The 18,600-nt window shown below is 71.9% G+C and carries 18 protein-coding genes; 13 read left to right on the forward strand and 5 right to left on the reverse strand.

Going from position 1 to position 18,600, the window contains the following annotated elements:
- Positions 1–55 precede the first annotated feature (55 nt).
- Positions 56–1,525 (forward strand): amino acid permease, encoded by a 1,470-nt coding sequence (locus RKD05_RS09660; RefSeq protein WP_424709681.1) that lies wholly within the window; start codon positions 56–58, stop codon positions 1,523–1,525.
- Between the two features lie 136 nt (positions 1,526–1,661).
- Here RKD05_RS09660 and RKD05_RS09665 read toward each other — a convergent pair whose 3' ends face one another.
- Positions 1,662–2,294 (reverse strand): LysE family translocator, encoded by a 633-nt coding sequence (locus RKD05_RS09665; protein WP_424709683.1) that lies wholly within the window; start codon positions 2,292–2,294, stop codon positions 1,662–1,664.
- Between the two features lie 48 nt (positions 2,295–2,342).
- Here RKD05_RS09665 and RKD05_RS09670 point away from each other — a divergent pair, with 48 nt between their 5' ends.
- Entirely contained in the window at positions 2,343–3,668 is a 1,326-nt protein-coding gene (locus tag RKD05_RS09670; RefSeq protein WP_424709684.1) for a flavin monoamine oxidase family protein, read from the forward strand.
- A 1-nt stretch (position 3,669) separates the two neighbouring features.
- On the opposite strand, the gene RKD05_RS09675 is transcribed toward RKD05_RS09670, so the two are convergent.
- Complete coding sequence (locus RKD05_RS09675) at positions 3,670–4,530, reverse strand: sulfurtransferase (RefSeq protein WP_424709686.1); 861 nt, start codon at positions 4,528–4,530, stop codon at positions 3,670–3,672.
- Complete coding sequence (locus tag RKD05_RS09680) at positions 4,523–4,885, reverse strand: carboxymuconolactone decarboxylase family protein (RefSeq protein WP_022879704.1); 363 nt, start codon at positions 4,883–4,885, stop codon at positions 4,523–4,525. The genes RKD05_RS09675 and RKD05_RS09680 overlap by 8 nt, the downstream gene beginning before the upstream one ends.
- Before the next feature lie 180 nt (positions 4,886–5,065).
- On the opposite strand from RKD05_RS09680, the gene RKD05_RS09685 reads away from it, so the two are divergent.
- From RKD05_RS09685 to RKD05_RS09730, 10 genes are all read left to right on the forward strand, one after another.
- The gene (locus RKD05_RS09685; protein WP_424709688.1) at positions 5,066–5,941 is read left to right on the forward strand and encodes a LysR family transcriptional regulator; all 876 of its coding nucleotides are present in this window, start codon (positions 5,066–5,068) and stop codon (positions 5,939–5,941) included.
- Positions 5,942–6,097: 156 nt separating this feature from the next.
- Positions 6,098–7,240, forward strand: coding sequence for an acyl-CoA dehydrogenase family protein (locus tag RKD05_RS09690; protein WP_424709689.1), 1,143 nt, complete (start codon positions 6,098–6,100; stop codon positions 7,238–7,240).
- Positions 7,241–7,466: 226 nt separating this feature from the next.
- A complete protein-coding gene (locus RKD05_RS09695; protein WP_424709691.1) occupies positions 7,467–9,113 on the forward strand; it encodes an ABC transporter substrate-binding protein in 1,647 nt (548 codons plus the stop codon).
- Between the two features lie 10 nt (positions 9,114–9,123).
- Complete coding sequence (locus RKD05_RS09700; protein WP_424709692.1) at positions 9,124–10,131, forward strand: ABC transporter permease; 1,008 nt, start codon at positions 9,124–9,126, stop codon at positions 10,129–10,131.
- The gene (locus RKD05_RS09705; RefSeq protein WP_424709693.1) at positions 10,128–10,976 is read left to right on the forward strand and encodes an ABC transporter permease; all 849 of its coding nucleotides are present in this window, start codon (positions 10,128–10,130) and stop codon (positions 10,974–10,976) included. The genes RKD05_RS09700 and RKD05_RS09705 overlap by 4 nt, the downstream gene beginning before the upstream one ends.
- 4 nt (positions 10,977–10,980) lie before the next feature.
- Complete coding sequence (locus tag RKD05_RS09710; RefSeq protein WP_424709695.1) at positions 10,981–12,600, forward strand: dipeptide ABC transporter ATP-binding protein; 1,620 nt, start codon at positions 10,981–10,983, stop codon at positions 12,598–12,600.
- 30 nt (positions 12,601–12,630) lie between these two features.
- Complete coding sequence (locus tag RKD05_RS09715) at positions 12,631–13,743, forward strand: LLM class flavin-dependent oxidoreductase (RefSeq protein ID WP_424709697.1); 1,113 nt, start codon at positions 12,631–12,633, stop codon at positions 13,741–13,743.
- Positions 13,740–14,726, forward strand: coding sequence for a ketopantoate reductase family protein (locus tag RKD05_RS09720; protein ID WP_424709699.1), 987 nt, complete (start codon positions 13,740–13,742; stop codon positions 14,724–14,726). Before RKD05_RS09715 ends, RKD05_RS09720 begins: the two co-directional genes overlap by 4 nt.
- Positions 14,723–15,772, forward strand: coding sequence for an LLM class flavin-dependent oxidoreductase (locus tag RKD05_RS09725; RefSeq protein WP_424709701.1), 1,050 nt, complete (start codon positions 14,723–14,725; stop codon positions 15,770–15,772). The genes RKD05_RS09720 and RKD05_RS09725 overlap by 4 nt, the downstream gene beginning before the upstream one ends.
- The gene (locus RKD05_RS09730; RefSeq protein ID WP_424709702.1) at positions 15,769–17,079 is read left to right on the forward strand and encodes an FAD-binding oxidoreductase; all 1,311 of its coding nucleotides are present in this window, start codon (positions 15,769–15,771) and stop codon (positions 17,077–17,079) included. The genes RKD05_RS09725 and RKD05_RS09730 overlap by 4 nt, the downstream gene beginning before the upstream one ends.
- Here RKD05_RS09730 and RKD05_RS09735 read toward each other — a convergent pair.
- Complete coding sequence (locus RKD05_RS09735; protein ID WP_424709703.1) at positions 17,073–17,582, reverse strand: DUF4188 domain-containing protein; 510 nt, start codon at positions 17,580–17,582, stop codon at positions 17,073–17,075. The two genes, RKD05_RS09730 and RKD05_RS09735, sit on opposite strands and share 7 nt — an antisense overlap.
- A 71-nt stretch (positions 17,583–17,653) precedes the next feature.
- On the opposite strand from RKD05_RS09735, the gene RKD05_RS09740 reads away from it, so the two are divergent.
- On the forward strand, positions 17,654–18,268 hold the full coding sequence (locus tag RKD05_RS09740) for a MerR family transcriptional regulator (RefSeq protein WP_424709704.1): 615 nt from the start codon (positions 17,654–17,656) through the stop codon (positions 18,266–18,268).
- A 3-nt stretch (positions 18,269–18,271) separates the two neighbouring features.
- Here RKD05_RS09740 and RKD05_RS09745 read toward each other — a convergent pair whose 3' ends face one another.
- Positions 18,272–18,562 (reverse strand): DUF4287 domain-containing protein, encoded by a 291-nt coding sequence (locus RKD05_RS09745; RefSeq protein ID WP_424709705.1) that lies wholly within the window; start codon positions 18,560–18,562, stop codon positions 18,272–18,274.
- Positions 18,563–18,600: the final 38 nt, after the last annotated feature.

An 18,600-nucleotide genomic window follows, 5' to 3' on the forward strand; every position in this document is an offset into this window, starting at 1 on the left:
ACGGTCGGCCGTGCGAGCCCCCGCTCCCGGCCTCTCCACGATTGCGAGTCCCCCCATGACAACCTCCCCGGGTTCGTCCGCCCTGCCCACCGACACCAGCGCAACGGCGCCGCCGCGCTCCCTTCGTCGGGCGATGGATGCCAGACACCTGGTGATGATCGCCCTCGGCGGTGTCATCGGCTCGGGGCTCTTCCTCAGCTCGGGCTACACGATCCACCAGGCCGGACCCCTCGGCGCGGTGCTCGCGTACCTGCTGGGCGCGTTCGTCGTGTGGCTCGTCATGGTGTGCTTGGGCGAGCTCGCCGTGGTCTACCCGGTCTCGGGATCGCTCCACATCTACGCGGCGCGCACCATGGGTCCGGCGACGGGGTTCGCCACCGCGTGGCTGTACTGGCTGTGCTGGGTGGTCGCCCTCGGGTCGGAGTTCACGGCATCCGGGATCCTCATGCAGCGCTGGTTCCCGAGCGTGGACGTGTGGGTGTGGTGCCTCGTCTTCGCGGCAGTGCTGTTCACCCTCAACGCCATCTCGGCCCGCGTGTTCGGCGAGACCGAGTTCTGGTTCTCGCTCATCAAGGTGCTGGCGATCGTCGCGCTCATCGTGCTCGGCGGACTGGCGATCTTCGGGTTCACCCCGCTGTCGTCGTCGCCGCACGAGGCGGTGCTGTTCAGCAACTTCCTGACCCCCGAGGGGCTGCTCCCCGCGGGGCTCGGGGGCGTGCTCATCACCTCGCTCGCCGTGTTCTACGCCTTCAGCGGCGCGGAGCTCGTGGGTGTGGCCGCGGGCGAGACGAAGGATCCCGGCCGCAACATCCCCCGCGCTCTGCGCTCGACCGTGCTGCGGCTGCTCGTGCTGTTCGTCCTGTCGATCACTGTGATCGCCGCCCTCCTGCCGTACGAGAAGGCGGGCCTCAGCTCGAGCCCGTTCGTCGACGTCTTCGAGTACGTCGGCGTCCCCTACGCGGCGGACATCATGAACTTCGTCGTCATCACGGCGCTGCTGTCGGTGGGGAACAGTGGGCTGTACTCGTGCGCGCGCATGCTCTTCTCTCTCGCCGAGGAGGGGTACGCGCCGCGCACGTTCACGCGCCTCACCCGGCGTGGCATCCCGATCGTCGCGCTTCTCGTGAGCCTGGCGATCGGGCTCGTGTCGCTGATCTCCAGCGTGATCGCGGCCGAGACGGTCTACCTCGTGCTCGTGTCGATCGCCGGGTTCGCGGCGGTGGCCGTGTGGATGTCGATCGTCGCGGCGCAGTTCTTCCACCGCCGGGCGTTCGTGCGTGGCGGGGGAGATCCGGCGACTCTCGCCTATCGGACGCCGTTCTACCCGGCGGTCCCGATCCTCGCGTTCGTGCTGTTGACGGCATCCATCGTCGCGATCGCGTTCGACCCCGATCAGGCTCCGGCGCTGTACTTCGGCATCCCGTTCGTCCTGCTCTGCTACGGGTACTTCTGGGTGCGCTACGGGCGACGCGGGGTGCGGCCGGTGCCGGTCAATGAGGAGGCGCCGGTCGACGAGGTCGACTGACGCTCCACAGGCTCGGTGATCCGCACGATCTCAGTGATCTGCACAAACTCCGTGCGATTTCTGCGGATGCCGCTGAGTTTGCGCGAATCGCTGAGTTCGTGCCGCGGCCGCCTCGGCGTGTGCGGCACGCGCATCGCTAGCTCTTCGCCCCCGTCAGCGCCAGCGCGCCGCCGAGTCCGATCATCATGACCCCACCGGCCCCGGCCAGCCCCGAAATCCGCCGCGGCGACCGCGCGAACCACGCCCGGGCCGTCCCGGCCGCGAGCGCCCACGTGCTGTCGCAGATCAGCGCCATGGCCTGGAACAGCAGCCCGAGCGCGAGCATCTGCGCCCAGACCGGTCCGGCTGCGGGGGACACGAACTGCGGCAGCACGGCGACGAAGAACGCGATCGTCTTGGGGTTCGTCACCCCGACGACCATCCCTTGACGCAGCAGCGTCCACGTCGAGCGGGTCCCGACCGCGGCGAAGGCGGCGCCGTCCCGGCGGTGCCGGATAGCCTGGATGCCGAGCCACACCAGGTACACCGCGCCGACGATCTTCACGACCGTGAAGGCGACGACCGACGACGCCACGATCGCCCCGACGCCGAACGCGACGGCGATGACCGCGGGGATCGTGCCGAGGGAGTTGCCGACGACGCTGAGCACCCCGGCCCGGCGCCCGAGGGCGATCGACCGGCCGATGACGAACAGCACGCTCGGTCCCGGGATCACGATGATCACGGCCGAGGCGAGCACGAACGCCACCAGGTTCTCCCACGGAATCATGCGCTCACACTAGCCTCGTCACACGGTCGTCTACCCGAGGGAGCCGTCATGCAAGACCGATTCGACACCGTCGTCGTGGGAGCGGGCATCGCCGGACTGTCGGCCGCCCGGCTCCTGACCCGCGCGGGGCAGCGCGTCATCGTCCTGGAGGCCCGCGACCGGGTGGGCGGTCGCGTCCATTCGCAGCGCGACGGGCACCACGTCACCGACCGGGGCGCGTCCTGGATCCACGGCATCGACGACAGCCCCGTGGAGGCGGCCGCCCGCGCGTTCGGGATGCCGATGGCCGAGTTCACCGTCGGCGGTTACCAGCCCGACAGTCGGCCATTGACCTACTTCGGCCCGGACGGCGAGCGACTCGACCCCGACGAGATCCGCGCCTTCGCCGACGACGTCCGCGCCCTGAACGCCGACCTCGTCGACGTCATCGCTCGCTCGGCTCCGGATGCCACCTACGCCGACGTCGTCGAGGAGGCGCTCGCCGCCCGCGACTGGGCCCCCGACCGAGCTCAGCGCGTGCGCGAGTACAACGGCCGCCGCGCCGAGGAGCAATACGGCGTCCACATGTCGGTGCTCGGGGCGCACGGCCTCGACGACGACACCGTCAACGGGATCGAGGTCGTCTTCCCGCGCGGCTACGACGAACTCGCCACGAACCTCGCCGCGGGCCTCGACGTCCGCCTCGAGCACGTCGTGACCGCGATCGACTGGTCCGACGCGGGGGTCACCGTCACGACCGATCGCGGCACGTTCTCCGGCGCGTCGGCGGTGGTCACGCTCCCGATCGGCGTCCTGAAATCCGGCGACGTCACGATCACACCCCCGCTCCCCGACACGCACCAGCGCGTGCTCGGCGTTCTCGCGGCCAACGCCTTCGAGAAGGTCGTGCTGCGCTTCCCCGAGCGGTTCTGGGATGCCGGGGTGTACGGCATCCGCCAGTTCGGGGACGAGGGGGAGTGGTGGCACTCCTGGTACGACCTGGGCCGCATCCACGACGAGGCGGCGCTGCTGACCTTCGCCGCCGGCCCGGCGGCGGTCGCCACACGGCACTGGACCGACGAGGAGATCGCCGCGTCCACCATGGCGCAACTGCGGCGCCTCTTCGGCGACGGCATTCCCGAGCCCGAGAGCGTCGTCGTCACGCGGTGGCAGGACGATCCGTTCGCGCGCGGTTCCTACAGCTACATGAAGCCCGGGTCGGTCGGCCCCGACCACGACGAACTCGCCGCACCGGTCGGCGGCGTCCTGCACCTGGCCGGCGAAGCGACGTGGGGCGACGACCCCGCGACGGTTCCCGGCGCACTGCTCTCGGGGCACCGCGCCGCCGAGCACGTGCTCGGCCGCGCGGTGCCGATCGAGGAGCTGTGGGCCTGACTCAGCGCGGCTCGGGGCCCGTCGCGACGGGGAGTTCCGGGTGGTTGGACCACTGGCTCCACGACCCCGGGAACACCCTCGGCGTGAAGCCGGCGAGCGTGAGCGCGACAGCCTGGTGCGCCGCCGTCACGCCGGAACCGCAGTACACGCCCACTTCGACGCCCGGCAGCGCACCGAGCTCGGTGAAGCGCGCGCGCAGCGCCTCCGGGTCGTGGAAGCGCCCGTCGGCGCCGACGTTCTCGGTCGTCGGGGCGCTCACAGCCCCAGGTACGTGGCCGGCCCGCGGGTCGATCGGCTCGACCTCGCCGCGGTAGCGCTCGCCCGCACGCGCGTCGAGCAGCAGGCCGCCGTCGGCGAACCCGGCCACGTCGTCGAGCGGCAGCACGGGCAGCGCGCCGTAGGTCAGCGTCACGGACCCGGGCGCGGGGGGCGTGGCATCCCCCGTCTCCACCTCGAACCCGGCGTCGGTCCACGCCCGGAGCGACCCGTCGAGCAGGCGCACGTCGGCGACGCCGGCGTAGCGCAGCAGCCACCAGGCGCGCGCGCTCGAGAGGTTCTTCAGGTCGTCGTAGACCACGACCGTGTCGCCGTCGTCGATGCCCCAGCGCCGGGCCGCCTCCTGCAGCGCCTCGACGGGAGGAAGCGGATGCCGACCCTCGGTGGGCGCGCCGTGCGCCGCGAGCTCGTGGTCGAGGTCGACGTACTGCGCGCCGGGGATGTGCCCGTCGCGGTACTCGGGCAGCCCGTCCGGACGGTCGAGGCGCCAGCGCACATCGAGCACCCGCGCGGGACCGCCGTCGGCGAAGCGCCCCGCCGCGAGGGCGTCGCGCAGTTCGGTCGCGGTGACGAGGACGTCAGACATGCGCGTGCACCGAGTCGTGGTCGTGGATGCCGGACAGTTTGAACGCCAGACGACCGTGCGCGAACCCCCCACCGGCGCGGATCGCGGTGGCGACCCAGGCGGCTTCGGCGAGCTCGGCCTTCGATGCGCCCGCGCGGACCGCAGCCTGCGAGTGACCGTCGATGCAGTAGGTGCACTGCGTCGTGATGCCCACGGCGAGGGCGATGAGCTCGCGGAACTTCAGCGGGATCTCGCGGCCCTCGGGCGCGAAGACGGTGTCGTTGAAGGCCGTGAACGCCGCCAGCACGTCCGGCGTCGTTTCTTTGTAGTCCCGCGTGTACGCGCGGTCTCCCTCGCGGTCGAAGAAGTCGCTCATCTCTCACTCCTGTCGCGCGCCGCTCCGTGGGCGCGCACCCGTCCGAGCCTAGGAACCGCGCCCGCGATCGAGCAATGCCGGGTCCGTGATGACCACTCATCGCCGGGCGCGATGGATGCCATGTGAACGCGCGTGACCTCGCGCGAGCGCGCGAGGCGTGCGCGCGTCTATCGTCCAGGGATGGCCGAGACTCTGGACATCATCCAACTCCGCACGTTCGTCGCCATCGACGAGTGCGGAGGATTCGGCCGTGCCGCGGTGGCTCTCCACATGAGCCAGCCGACGGTGAGCCAGCACGTCCGGTCGCTCGAGAAGCGACTGCAGCAGCCGCTCGTCGAGCGGGACGGCCGCCGTGCCCGCTTCACGCTCGCGGGCGAGAAGCTGCTCGCCGAGGCCCGCCGCATCCTGGCGGTGCACGACGAGGCGCTTGCGCGCCTGGACGTCACGCGCGCCCGGACGATCGTCGTCGGCTCGACCGAGACGGCCGCCGAGCAGATCCTGCCCGAACTCCTCGGGACCCTCCGCCGCGCGTTCCCCGACCGGCAGGTGCAGTTCCACATCGACCGCTCCACCAAGATGACGGATGCCGTGACCAAGGGCACCATCGACCTCGCGGTCGTGCTCGACACGGGCTCGACCGTCGCGGGCGTCGAGGTGGGGGAGCTTCCGCTCAACTGGTACGCGTCGCCGTCGTGGCAGCCGCCGGCTCACGGCGAGGCCGTGCCGCTCGTGGCGTACGTCGAGCCGTGCGGCATGCGTCAGCGCGCGCTGCAGGAGCTCGGCGACATCGGCGCGCGCGTCGACATCGCGGCGGAGTCCGGCAGCCTCGAGGGCGTCATGGCCGCCGCCCGTGCGGGCCTCGGCGTCGCGGTGCTCCCCACCGCGGGCCGCGCTCCCGCTGGACTCGTCGTCCGACGCGATTTCCCCGACCTCGGCCGCATCTTCGTGCGGCTCATCACGCGGCGCGGGCTGGAACCCGACGTGGAGCAGGCGGCTCTGGCATCCCTCGACGGGTTCTTCGCCGTCCGCCGGCACATCCACGCCATCCCGGCCTGAAGCACGGAACCGGAACTACGCCCTCGCACAGGCACCCCGCCCCGCGCCCCGGCCGGCGCCCCCGGCAACCGCCTCCCGCTCATCGGAAACCCCGATGGATGCGGTTCGCGGATCGCTGTTGGACGCGACCGCTCCCGCGCGCGGAGCATGGGGAGCATGACTGCTTCCCCGACCCTCTCGCGCGTCGACCTCGACGCCCTCACCTCCGCCGTCGCCGAAACCGCCGAGCGCTACGACCGCTCGGGCGGCTTCCCCGCCGAGGGTCTCGACGCCGTCCACCGGGCGGGCGTGTTCCAGGCCGTGATCGGCGCACGCTTCGGCGGTGACGAGGTCGACGCCCTCGAGCGCCTGCGCATCCTGCAGGCGATCGGTCGCGGCGACCCCTCGGTCGCCCTCATCGTCGCGAACACGCTCGCGACCCACATCGCGCAGATCGACCGAGACGTGTGGCCCGCTCACCTGTACGAGCGGGTCATCGCCGAGACGGCCGAGCGTCCCGTCTCGATCAACACCGCGCGCGCCGAACCCGAGCTCGGCGCCCCCGCGCGCGGCGGACTCCCCGCGACCACCGTCCGGCGCACCGCCACGGGCTGGTCCCTCACGGGGCGGAAGGCCTACGTCACCGCCAGCACCGGTCTCGACTACCACCTCGTTTGGGCGAAGACCGACGACCCGGAGCCGCGCGTCGGCCACCTCATCGTCCGCGGCGACGCCCCCGGGATCACGATCATCCCGACGTGGGACCACCTGGGACTCCGCGCCAGTTCCACGCACGACGTCGTCTACGACGACGTCGAGGCTCCCGCCGACCACTTCCTCGAGATCCCGTACACGGGGGTCTACCGCGACCCGGCCGCTCAGGCCAGCGCCCTCGGCCTCACGCACGCCGCCTTGTACGTGGGCGTCGCCCGTGCCGCGCAGGACTTCTTCACGCGCTTCGCCCACGACCGGGTCCCCGCGGGTCTCGGGCGGCCGATCGCGACGACGGAGCGCATCCAGACCGTCGCGGGTGAGATCGAGGCTCAGCTCGTCCAGGCCGAGACGCTCCTGTACGGCGTGACCGAGAAGGCGGTGGCCGGAGACCCCGACGCCGTCGCTCGCGTCCCGCTGGCGAAGGTCCTCATCGTCCGTTCGGCGATCGCCGCCGTCGAAGCCGCGGTCGCTGCGCTCGGCAATCCGGCCCTCAGCCGCCACAACCCCCTCGAGCGTCACCTGCGCGACGTGCTGTCCTCGCGCGTGCACCCGCCCCAGGAGGACCAGGCGCTGCTCGGCGCCGGACGGAAGGTCCTCGGCGTCTGACGCAACACGGCGTCATCGGAGCCGCCGCCCGCACGGGCGCACGACCGGCCCCGGAACCCTCGAAACCCCCGGAATCCCGCGGATCCCGGGGGTTTCGGCATCCATCATCCGCACCGATCGTTTCTCATCCGCCCTCGTCGTTGGACGCTCCCGCGCGGCCCGCTGAGACTCGCTGGAGAGTTCCCGACCGCGCCCGGCGGTCGGCCCCGACCAAGGAACACAGCCCATGTCACAGCCCCTGAAGCGCCGACGGCGTGCCGCCCTCGGCGCCGCCCTCGCCCTGTCCCTGACCCTCCTCGCCGGATGCGCCGGCACGACCACCGCGGCCGCCCCCACGAGCGCCGCTCCCACCGAGGGCGGCGACGTCGTCTTCCTCATCAACTCGCTCGGGACGAGCTGGGTGCCCAACGAAAGCTCGATCTCCAGCTACCAGGGCAACATCTGGGGCCAGGTCACCGACAAGCTCGTCTACGTCGACGACAAGGGCGCCGTCTCGCCCTGGATCGCCGAGAGCTGGGACCAGAACACGGATGCCACCGAGTTCACGCTGCACCTGAAGGACGGCGTCACGTTCTCCGACGGCACGCCGCTGGACGCCGCCGCGGTGGTGGCGAACCTCGACTACTGGGCGTTCGGCAGCCCCGACAAGGGCATCGCGCCGATCGGCCTGTTCCCGAAGACCTACCAGAAGGCCACCGCGGTCGACGCGAAGACCGTGACGGTGACCTTCTCCGCCTCGACCCTCGGGTTCATCCCGACCCTCGGGTACCACGGCTCGATCCTCGTCTCCCCGAAGACGCTCGCCCTGAGCAAGCAGGACCAGGGCAACCTCGACAACTTCTCGGGCTCGGGTCCGTTCACGATCAAGAGCTGGGCCGACGGCGACGACGTCGTGCTCGAGAAGCGCGCCGACTACAACTGGGGCCCCGAAGCCCTCGGACACACGGGCCCGGCCTACCTCGACACGCTCACCTACAAGCAGGTCGCCGAGTCCAGCACCCGCATCGGCGCGCTGAGCGCGAACCAGGCGCAGGTCATCTACAACGTCCAGCCGAGCGAGATCGCGAGCCTCACCGACAAGGGGTTCGTCGCGGGCCTGCCGCGCTACCTCGGCTTCACGAACGGGTACGCCGTCAACGTGCAGGCGGCACCGTTCGGCGACGTCAAGGTGCGCCAGGCGCTCCAGCACGGCATCGACCGCCAGCAGATCCTCGACACCGTCTACACCGACGGCTGGGAGGCCGCGACGGGCTTCATCCAGAGCGGCGTCCCCGAGGCGACCGACCACTCGTCCGACTTCGCGTACGACCCGAAAGCGTCAGCCGCCCTCCTCGACGAGGCCGGCTGGGTCAAGGGCGCCGACGGCAAGCGCACCAAGGACGGGCAGCCCCTGGCCGTGACCCTTTACGCCAACCCCTACCTCGCGACATCCGCGTCGATCGACGAACTCGTGTCGCAGCAGCTCGGCGACCTCGGCTTCGCCGTGACGGTGCAGACGTACGACGTGGCCACCTTCGGCGAGAAGGTCAAGGTCGGTGCCAACACGCCGCTGTACGAGGTCACCCGGTCCTTCATCGACGTGGGAACCGTCGCCGGCATCCTCACCGACGCCAACAAGGGCGAGAACTGGTTCGGTCTCGGCCAGACGGACACGACGCTGAACGACCTGCGCGACCGCATCGCCCGCGCGACCGACAAGGACACCCGCGCCAAGGCGGTCGACGAGCTGCAGACGTACGTGCTCCAGCAGGGCCTGTTCGTGCCCATCACGCAGATCGTGCAGCGCATCTACGTCCAGAGCCCGAAGCTGCAGGGCGTCACGTACAACGGCGTCGCGATCGCCGACTACGCGACCGCCTGGCTGCAGAAGTAGGACGAGCCCGATGAACTCCGCCTATCCGGTCTTCGCGGCCAAGCGCCTCGGCCAAGCGGTCGTGGTGGTGCTGCTGGCCTACGTGCTGACCTTCGTGGTGATCAGCGTGCTCCCCGGCGATCCGCTGACGAGCACGCTGCGCAACCCCGAGAACGGCTTCACCGAAGACCAGATCCAGAAGATGGTGGAGTTCTATGGACTGGACCGCCCGGTGTGGGTGCAGCTGGTCGAGGCGCTCGGGCGCTTCGTCCGCGGCGACCTGGGGATCTCGCTGAGGTCGAGCCAGCCGGTGGCCACCATCGTGGGAGACGCCCTGCCGTCGACGTTCGCTCTGGCGGCGTCGGCGCTGGGCGTCGCCCTGGTGCTCGCGTTCGCCGTCGCGTACGGCACCCAGGTGCTCCCGCGCCGGGCGGCGCAGCTGCTGCGCTCGGTTCCGGCCCTCTTCCTCTCGGTCCCGAACTTCGTCATCGGCCTGCTGCTGCTGAACGTCTTCGCCTTCCAGCTCAGCCTGTTCTCGGTGATCGACCCGGATGCCCCGGTCGCCACGTTCTTCGCGGCGGTGGCGCTCGGCATCCCGGTGTCGGCCCAGATCGCGCAGGTGCTCATCACCGGACTCGACCACGAGTTCGGCGAGGACTACGCGGTCGTCGCCTACGCCCGAGGGCTCGGGCGGGCGCGGCTGTTCTTCGCGCACCTGCTCAAGCCCTCGGCGCTGCCGGTCGTCACGATCATCGCGCTCACCGTGGGCGAGCTGCTCGGCGGCGCCCTCATCACCGAGACGGTCTTCGGCCGTACGGGGATCGGCAGCGTCGTGCAGACGGCTGTGACGACGCAGGACCTGCCGGTGCTGCAAGCCGTCGTGGCGCTCGCCGCTGTCGTGTTCGTGGCCGTGAACCTCATCGCCGACCTCCTCTACCCCCTCCTCGACCCGCGCGTCTCGCTCCTGCAGCCGCGGCGCGTCGCCCTTCCGGCCCCCGCCGGGGACGCGGCCCTCCCCGAGAAAGCGAGCGTCCGATGACCGCCGTCCTCTCACCCGTGCTCGCGGGCGCGGACTCCGCCGGACGTCGCCGGGGCGGCGTCCCCGTCGCCGTGGCGGTGGCGTTCCTCGTCATCCTCATCGCCACGGCGTGGGCCGTGGCTCCTTCTCTCTTCACCGGCTACGACCCCGCCGTCGGAGACACGAGCGAGAAACTCCTCGGGCCGAGTGCGGCGCACTGGTTCGGCACCGACAACCTCGGACGCGACCTCCTCGCGCGCATCATCTACGGCACGCGCTCCTCGGTGCTGAGCGCGTTGGTGGCCGTGGGCATCGCGGTCGTCGTCGGCGGTCTGCTCGGACTCGTCGCCGGGTTCTTCGGCGGGCTGGTCGACGTCGTCACGGCGCGCGTCGTGGACGTGCTGCTGGCGATCCCGAGCTTCCTCCTCGCGGTCGTGGTCGTGAGCTCGCTCGGCTTCGAGACCATCAACGCCGCCATCGCCACCGGCGTCTCGGCCGTGGCGGTCTTCGCCCGCGTGATGCGGTCGGAAGCGTTGAAGGTCCGCGGCACCGTGTACGTCGAGGCCGCACAGCTGCAGGGCGGATCGCGGTGGCACGTGCTGCTCACGCACGTCCTCCCCAACGCCTCGCGGTCCGTGCTGTCGCTCGCCGTGCTGCAGTTCGGGGTGTCGATCCTCGTCATCGCGGGGCTCGCCTTCCTCGGCTACGGCGACCCGCCCCCGGCATCCGACTGGGGACTGCTCGTGTCGGCGGGCAAGGACTACCTCGTGTCGAGCCCGTGGCTCGTCTACGCCCCGTCGGCGGTCATCGTCGTCGTCGTGCTCTCGATCAACCGGGTCAGCCGCTGGCTGCGAGCGAAGGACTGAAGCCGTGACCGAACCCCTCCTCTCCGTTCGCGACCTGTCGGTGTCGTACGGCGGGCGTCGCGTCGTCAGCGACGTGTCGTTCGACCTGCAGCGCGGCCGCAGTCTCGCCCTCATCGGCGAGTCCGGCTCCGGCAAGTCGACCATCGCGAAGGCCGTGCTGCGTCTGCTCCCGCGCGACTCCGGTCGCGCCGAGGGGCGCGTGCTGCTCGAAGGTGACGACGTTCTCGCGCTCTCGCTCGCCCGGTTCCGTCCGCTGCGCGGGCGCCGGCTCGGCTTCGTGCCCCAGGATCCGGCATCCGCCCTCAACCCCGTCCGCACGATCGGCTCGCAGGCCCACGAGGCCGCCGCCCTCACCGGGGAACGGGATGCCGCGCGCCGCCGGGCCGCCATCCTCGACGTGTTCGCACGCGTGGGTCTCGCCGACCCCGAGCGGGTGTACCGTTCGTACCCGCATCAGCTCTCCGGCGGCATGCTCCAGCGTGTGCTCATCGGGCTCGCCGTGCTGCCGCAACCCGCGCTGCTGGTCGCCGACGAGCCCACGAGCGCCCTCGACGTGACGATCCAGAAGCGGATCCTCGATCTCCTCACCGAGCTGCGGACGTCTCTCGGCATCGGTCTGCTCCTCATCACGCACGACCTGGCCCTCGCCGCCGAGCGCGCCGACGATCTCGTCGTGCTGCGGGACGGCGTCATCCAGGAGTCGGGGCCCGTGGCCGAGGTCTTCACGGCCCCGCGCTCGGAGTACGCCGCCGCGCTGCGTGCCGATGTCCCCGCCCTGTCGCCCGATCGCTACCGCGCCGTCCTCGCCGGGCGCCGCATCGATCCGGCCCGCCCCGCGGTGCGGGTGTCGGACGTCGTGAAGACGTTCCGCGTCGGCGGGGAGGAGCTGCGCGCCGTCGACGACGTCTCGTTCGAGGTCGCGGCCGGCAGCACGCACGCGCTCGTGGGCGAGTCCGGCTCGGGCAAGACGACGACCGTGCGGCTCCTCCTGGGGCTCGAGACCCCGGATGCCGGTGACCTCCGCGTCGCGGGAGAGTCGGTGCACGGGCGGTCCCGCGCGGACCTCCGCGCGGTGCGGCGCCACCTGCAGCTGGTGTACCAGAACCCGTTCACGTCGCTCGACCCGTCGTGGCACGTCGAGACCCTCGTCCGCGAGCCCCTCGACCGGTACCGCGTCGTCGACCGGCGCGAGCGACGCGAGGCAGCCCGTGCGGCGCTGACCGCGGTGGGCCTGCGCGAGCACCTGTGGGGTCGCCGCGCCGCAGCGCTCTCGGGCGGTCAGCGCCAGCGCGTCGCGATCGCCCGCGCTCTCGTCCTCGAACCCGACGTGCTCGTGCTCGACGAGCCGACGAGCGCGCTCGACGTCACGGTGCAGGCCGAGATCCTCGATGTGCTGGCACGACTGCAGGTCGAGCGGGGGCTCACCTACCTGTTCGTGTCGCACGATCTCGCGCTCGTGCGGCAGATCGCCGACACCGTCACGGTGCTCCGTCACGGCCGCGTCGTGGAGCACGGCGCCGCGGCCGAGGTGCTCGAGAACCCGCAGCACCCGTACACCCGCTCTCTCGTCGCCGCGGTCCCCGACCCGAGCGGCATCCGACGCGCCGTGCCCGTCACGGTCTGAACCCTTCGCTCCCGCGAGAAAGGAACTCTCATGCCCGTCGAATTCGTCAACATGGTCGGCAGCCGCCCCCCGGGGTCCGTCGCTCCGGGCGGCAACACCTTCACCACGCCCATCGACGTGGACTGGCTCCGCCACTACGCCCGCACGATCGAGGCGTACGGCTTCGACTACACGCTCATCCCGTACGCCTCGGCCAGCGCCGACCAGTACGCCCTGTCCGCCACGGTCCTCGCCGCGACCCAGAAGCTGAAGACCGTCGTCGCGGTGCGCCCGAACTCGGCGTTCCCGACGGTGGCCGCACAGGGGCTGTCGACCCTCGACCAGCTCTCCGGCGGTCGCGCGCTCATCCACGTCATCTCGGGTGGCAGCGACGACGAGCAGGCGCGGCAGGGCGACTACCTCGACAAGGAGGCGCGTTACCGCCGTTCGTCCGAGTTCATCCAGCTGCTGCGGCGCGTGTGGACGGAGAAGGCGCCGTTCTCGCACGAGGGCGAGTTCTACCGCTTCGACGACTTCGGCCCCGGCTACCAGACGTTCTCCGGCGGTGCCCTCCCGGTGTCGCTCGGCGGCTCGAGCGAGTTCGCCTACGCGTCGGGCGGAGCGCACGCCGACATCTTCGCCCTGTGGGGCGAGCCGCTGGCGCAGACCGCCGAGCAGATCGACCGCGTCTACGCGCACGCCCGCGCCGCGGGGCGCACCGACCGCCTCCGGTTCTGGGTCACGTTCCGCCCCGTGGTCGCGGCCACCGACGCGCTCGCGCGCGAGAAGGCCCGTGGCATCCTCGAGGCCGCCCGCCCGTTCTACGAGAAGGTGCAGGACCTCAACCGGACGAACATCGGCTCCGTGCGCCTGCGCGAGATCTCGGAGCAGGCCGAGGAGCACGACGGCGGCGTCCTCTGGACCCCGCGCGGGGTCGCCGGATCCGGTGGCGCGTCGTCGCTCCTCGTCGGCTCGCCCGAGACGGTGGCGGAGGCCATCGTCCGGTACGTCGAACTCGGCGCCGACATCGTGTCGCTGCCGACCCTCGGCGACCTGAACGACGCGGTGGATGCCGGTCGCCTGGTGATCCCGCTCGTGCGCGAAGAGGTCGCGCGCCGCGGCATCGACCCCGAGATCGTGTTCGGGCGACGGAACGTCGCGTGACCGGCCGCCGACTGATCGTCGGCGCGGGTGCGCTCGGGGCCCTGCTGTCTGCCCAGTGGCAGGCGGCGGGGCTCCCGGCCGTGCTCGTCGCCCGGGGCGCCGCGCTCGACGTCATCCGCGAGCGGGGCGTGACCGTCCGCCGCCCGCGAGGTGACGAGACGGTCCGGGTCGACGTCGTCGGGTCGATCGACGAGGCCGAGCCGGCCGAGGGTGACTCCGTGGTGCTCGCCGTCAAGGCGCAGGATGCCGAGCAGGCGTTGGCCGCGATCGCGTGGAGGCCGCTGAGCGGCGGCGGAGCGGTGGCAGACCTCCCGGTCGTCACGCTCCAGAACGGACTGTCCGCGGAGGCGATCGCCGCCCGGCGGTCGGCCGCCGTCGTCGGCGTGTCCGTCGGGATCGCCGCGAGCCACCTGCGTCCGGGCGAGGTCGTCTCGCCCTCGTGGCCGACGATCGGGGTCGCGCGCGTGGGCGCGGCGACGGTCGAGGGTGCCCCGCTCGTCGAGGCCGTGCGGGAGGATCTCGCCCGCGCGGGCTTCGCGGCATCCCTCGTCGACGACATCGCCGCCACGAAACGGCGCAAGCTCCTCGGCAACCTGCGCAACGTCGTCGAGGTCTTCGCCGTTGACGCGGAAGAGCGGGATGCCGCCACCGACGCGCTGCGGCGCGAAGCGGAGGCGCTCTTCGCGCGGCTCGACCTGGCCGTCGCCCCCGCCGAGCAGGGGTTCCTCCCCATCGACGACGTCCCCGGCCACGTGCCCGGACGCCTGTCGACGTGGCAGAGCCTCGAGCGCGGGACGAGCGTCGAGAGCGACTACCTCGTCGGCGACCTCGTGCTGCTCGCCCGCCAGGCGGGGGGAACGGTGCCGTTGGCCGAGGCGCTCCAGCGCGCGCTCGGCATCCTGGCCGCGCGCGGCGACCGTCCCGGGAGCGTGCCCCTGCCGGCCGAGGTCGCCCACGCCACCCGGACGGGGGTGGCCTCGTGAGCGCCCCCACGGTCTCGGTGCCGTCCGTGGGCACGTCCGCCCGCGAGCTGAACATCGGCTTCCACACCCGCGTCCCGTTCGCGTCGGGGCGTACGGCGGAGGGCCTCCGCGACGGCATCACGCTGTTCCGTGAGGCCGAGGACCTCGGCTTCGATCGGGGCTGGGTATACCAGCGGCACTTCGACAACTACCTGGCGGCGCCGCTGGTGTTCCTGCCGGTCGTCGCCCAGCACACCGCCCGCATCGGACTCGGCACCGCCATCATCGGCATCCGGTACGAAGACCCGATCCTGCTGGCCGAGGCCGCCTCCACCGCCGACCACCTCAGCGGTGGCCGGTTGGAACTCGGGTTCGGAACCGGGCTCGGGGGATTCGATCGCGCGTTCGGACAGGAGCCGAACGACGGACGTCAGCAGTCCCTCACCCGACTGGATGCCTTCCTCCGAGCGCTGCGCGGCGAAGCCGTCGGAACGGCGCCCAACGGCGATCCCCTCACCGTGCGCGGCGCGAGCACCGACCTGCTCGCGCGCACCTGGTACGGCGCGGGCTCGGTCGCCTCGGCCGAGCGGGTCGGGCAGCGCGGGATCAACCTCATGCTCAGCACGATCCTCACCGGCGACATCGCCGAGTACGAGGCCGAGCAGCGTGCGGCGATCGAGGTCTTCCGTGCCCTCCACCCCAGCGTCGAGCGCGCGCGAGTCTCGGTGAGCCGGTCGATCCTGCCGACCACGTCGCCCGAGCGGGCACGCCGCTACGCCGCGTACGACGCTGATCGGCGCGCGAATGGTCCCGCCGCCTCCCGGCCGCGGGGTGCGGTCGCCCCGACGGCGGCTCCGCCCGGCGCGTACACGATGAGTCCCGTCATCCACGGCGATCCGTCGGCGGTCATCGATACACTGCTCGCCGACCCGGCGGTCGCCGAGGCGGACGACCTCATCGCGTTCCTGCCGCCCGAGTTCGCGCTCGCCGAGAGCACGCGCGTGCTCGAGGAGATCGCCGAGCACGTCCTCCCCGCCCTCCGCGCCGAACGAAAGGTGTCCGCATGAGCGTTCCCGCGACCGACATCGACCGCGCCCTGGACCGTTCGGGACTGCGCCCGGTCGGGCAGCCCGCCGAGATCGTCGTGGCGCGCGACGTCGCGGAGGTGCAGGAGACGGTGCGCCGGGCGGCGGCATCCGGCGTCCCGCTCATCACGCGCGGTGCGGGCTCGGGCCTGGCCGGGGGAGCCGTGGCGGGGGAGAGTGCGATCGTGCTCGACCTGTCGCGGCTGAACCGCATCCGGGCGATCGACCCGGTGGACGGCACGGCGGAGGTCGAAGCCGGGGTCATCACGGCCGACCTGGATGCCGCGGCCCGAGACCACGGCCTGCTGTACGCGCCCGACCCGGGCAGTGTCGGCATCTCCACGATCGGCGGCAACATCGCCACGAACGCGGGGGGCCTGCGCGGAGCGAAGTACGGCGTGACGCGCGACGCGGTGCTCTCCGTCGACGTGGTGCTCGCCGACGGTTCGCTCGTGCGGCTCGGCCGCCCGACCATCAAGGGCGTCACGGGCTACGACCTCGCGGGGCTCGTGGTGGGGTCCGAGGGCACGCTCGGCATCGTCGTCTCCGCGCGCGTGCGGCTGCTCCCCGCGCCCCGACGCCTGGCCACGGCCTCGGCGTTCTTCGCTTCGCTCGAGGACGCCGCGCACGCGGTCGCCGCGATCGCCGTGAGCGGTGCGCGCCCCGCGGTGCTGGAGATCCTCGACGGGGCGACGCTCGCCGCGATCGACGCCGCGGAGGGCACCGACCTCCGCGCCCGGGGTGAAGCGTTACTGCTCGCGCAGACCGACGGTTTCGGCGCGGCGGAGGAGATGGCGGTCGTGATCGAGGCGATCGCCCCCACCGCCGCGCACCACGAGTGGACCGAGGATGCCGAGCGCGCCGCCGACCTGCTCAACGCGCGACGTCAGGCCCTGCCCGCCCTCGAGCGGATCGGCCGCCCGCTGATCGAGGACATCGCGGTGCCCCGCAGCCGGCTCGCCGAGGCGATTAGCGGCATCCGGGCGATCGCCGACCGGCACGCGGTTCCGATCTTCGTCTTCGGCCACGCCGGTGACGGCAACCTGCACCCGATCATCGTGGTCGAGCACGGGGACGGCGAACTCCCCGTGGCCGCCGTCCGCGCCGCCGACGACATCTTCGCCCTGGCCCTGTCGCTCGGGGGCACCGTGACGGCCGAGCACGGCGTCGGCCGCCTCAAGCGTGAGTGGGCGCGACGGGAGCTCGGCGACGACGTGGTGCGGCTGCACGACGAGATCAAGCGGGTGTTCGATCCGCTCGGCATCCTGAATCCCGGCAGCGGTTACTGAGCCTGGTCGGCCGACGGGCGCGCGGTGGTGCGCCCGTCGGCCGCCCGCGCCGCCGCGCGATCGTGCCGCGAGCCCACGGGAACGATCGTGGTTGCCCGCGGCAGCCCCATGGGCGGAGTGGCGACGAAGATCGACTCGGCGCGGTCGACGAGGTACGTCTCGTGCCAGATGCCGACGGCCCCGGCCGCCTTCCGCGCGCGCTGGTTGAAGCGCGTCCACGCGGGCCTGTGCGCCTGGGTGGGCGCCGACGCGTAGGCGTACAGCTTTTCCAGCGACGACCAATACTGCACGAGGTATGGGCCCCGCGCGCCGACCAGCATCGTGAAACCCAGGAGTCCGGACTCGGGGTCCATGCTCAACTCGCGGAGCATCGGGCCCATCTCCCCGAAAACGGGGAGCCAGGCGTCGGGCCGCCACCATTTGTTGATGGTCATGCCGATGTGGAAGACGACGAGTTCGCCGTCGTGTCGGTGCGTCATCCGCCCCGGATTGATGGATGCCATGGCTCCGTCCTCACTCGATAGTGTCACTATCTAGTGTTGGATAGTGCAGGTATCCAGTCAAGGGGGAATCCATGCGGATCTCGGAACTCTCCGCCCGCAGCGGCGTCTCGGTCGCGACGATCAAGTACTACCTGCGCGAGCGGGTGCTGCCCGAGGGGGAGCGCACCTCGGCGACCCAGGCGACGTACGGCGAGGAGCACGTCCGGCGGTTAGGGGTCATCCGCGCCCTCGTGGATGCCGGGGTGGGGATCGCCGGGGTCCGCAATGTCGTCGCGGTGCTCGAGAGTCCACCCGAGCACCCGTACGACCTGCTCGGCGCCGCCAGTGCGGCCGTCAATCCTCCGGGCCTCGACGACGACGCGCTCGACCTCGGACCCGCCCGGGCGCTCCTGGGACGCTTCGGGGGCGACCCCGAGGACTGCTTCCCCGCGCAGGTCGCCGCGGTCGCGCGAGCGCTGAACGCTCTCGATCGTGCGGGGTTCACGGTCCCCGAGTCGGTGCTCGACGCGTACGTCGAACACCTCGGGGCGATCGCCGCCGCGGAACTCGACGCGACCCCCACGGACTCCGCCGAGGCGGCCCTCCGCTACGTCGTCCTGGGCACGGCCCTCGTCGAGCCGCTCATCCTCGCGCTGCGTCGCGTCGCCGAGCAGATCGCGGCGTCACGCCGCTTCGGCCACGACTGACCGTCAGCGGTTCGGGTTCGTCGCTGCGCCATCGAGCCACAGCGTGTCGCTCGGATCGCTGTGCGTCCCGCCCGAGCCGACGTGGGTGTCGCTGATCCGCGGTCCCTTGGTGATGACGTGCACGAGCGCCATGCCGTGGCCCCGCCCGAGGTCGTAGTCCTCGTTGAGCCACTCCAGGATCGGGGTCGCCTTCGTGCCCGGGCCGAACCCGCGGTCCTGCGCGAGGTCGACGAGCTGGCGCGGGGTGAGTCCGGTCTTCTTCTCGACCGCGTCGAGGTAGGCCTGGAAGGACATCGTTTCTCCTGTGTCGGTGCGGGGACGGCGGTGTCGGG

The organism is Microbacterium sp. SLBN-111 (assembly GCF_049739645.1).
Taxonomy (GTDB): Bacteria; Actinomycetota; Actinomycetes; order Actinomycetales; family Microbacteriaceae; genus Microbacterium.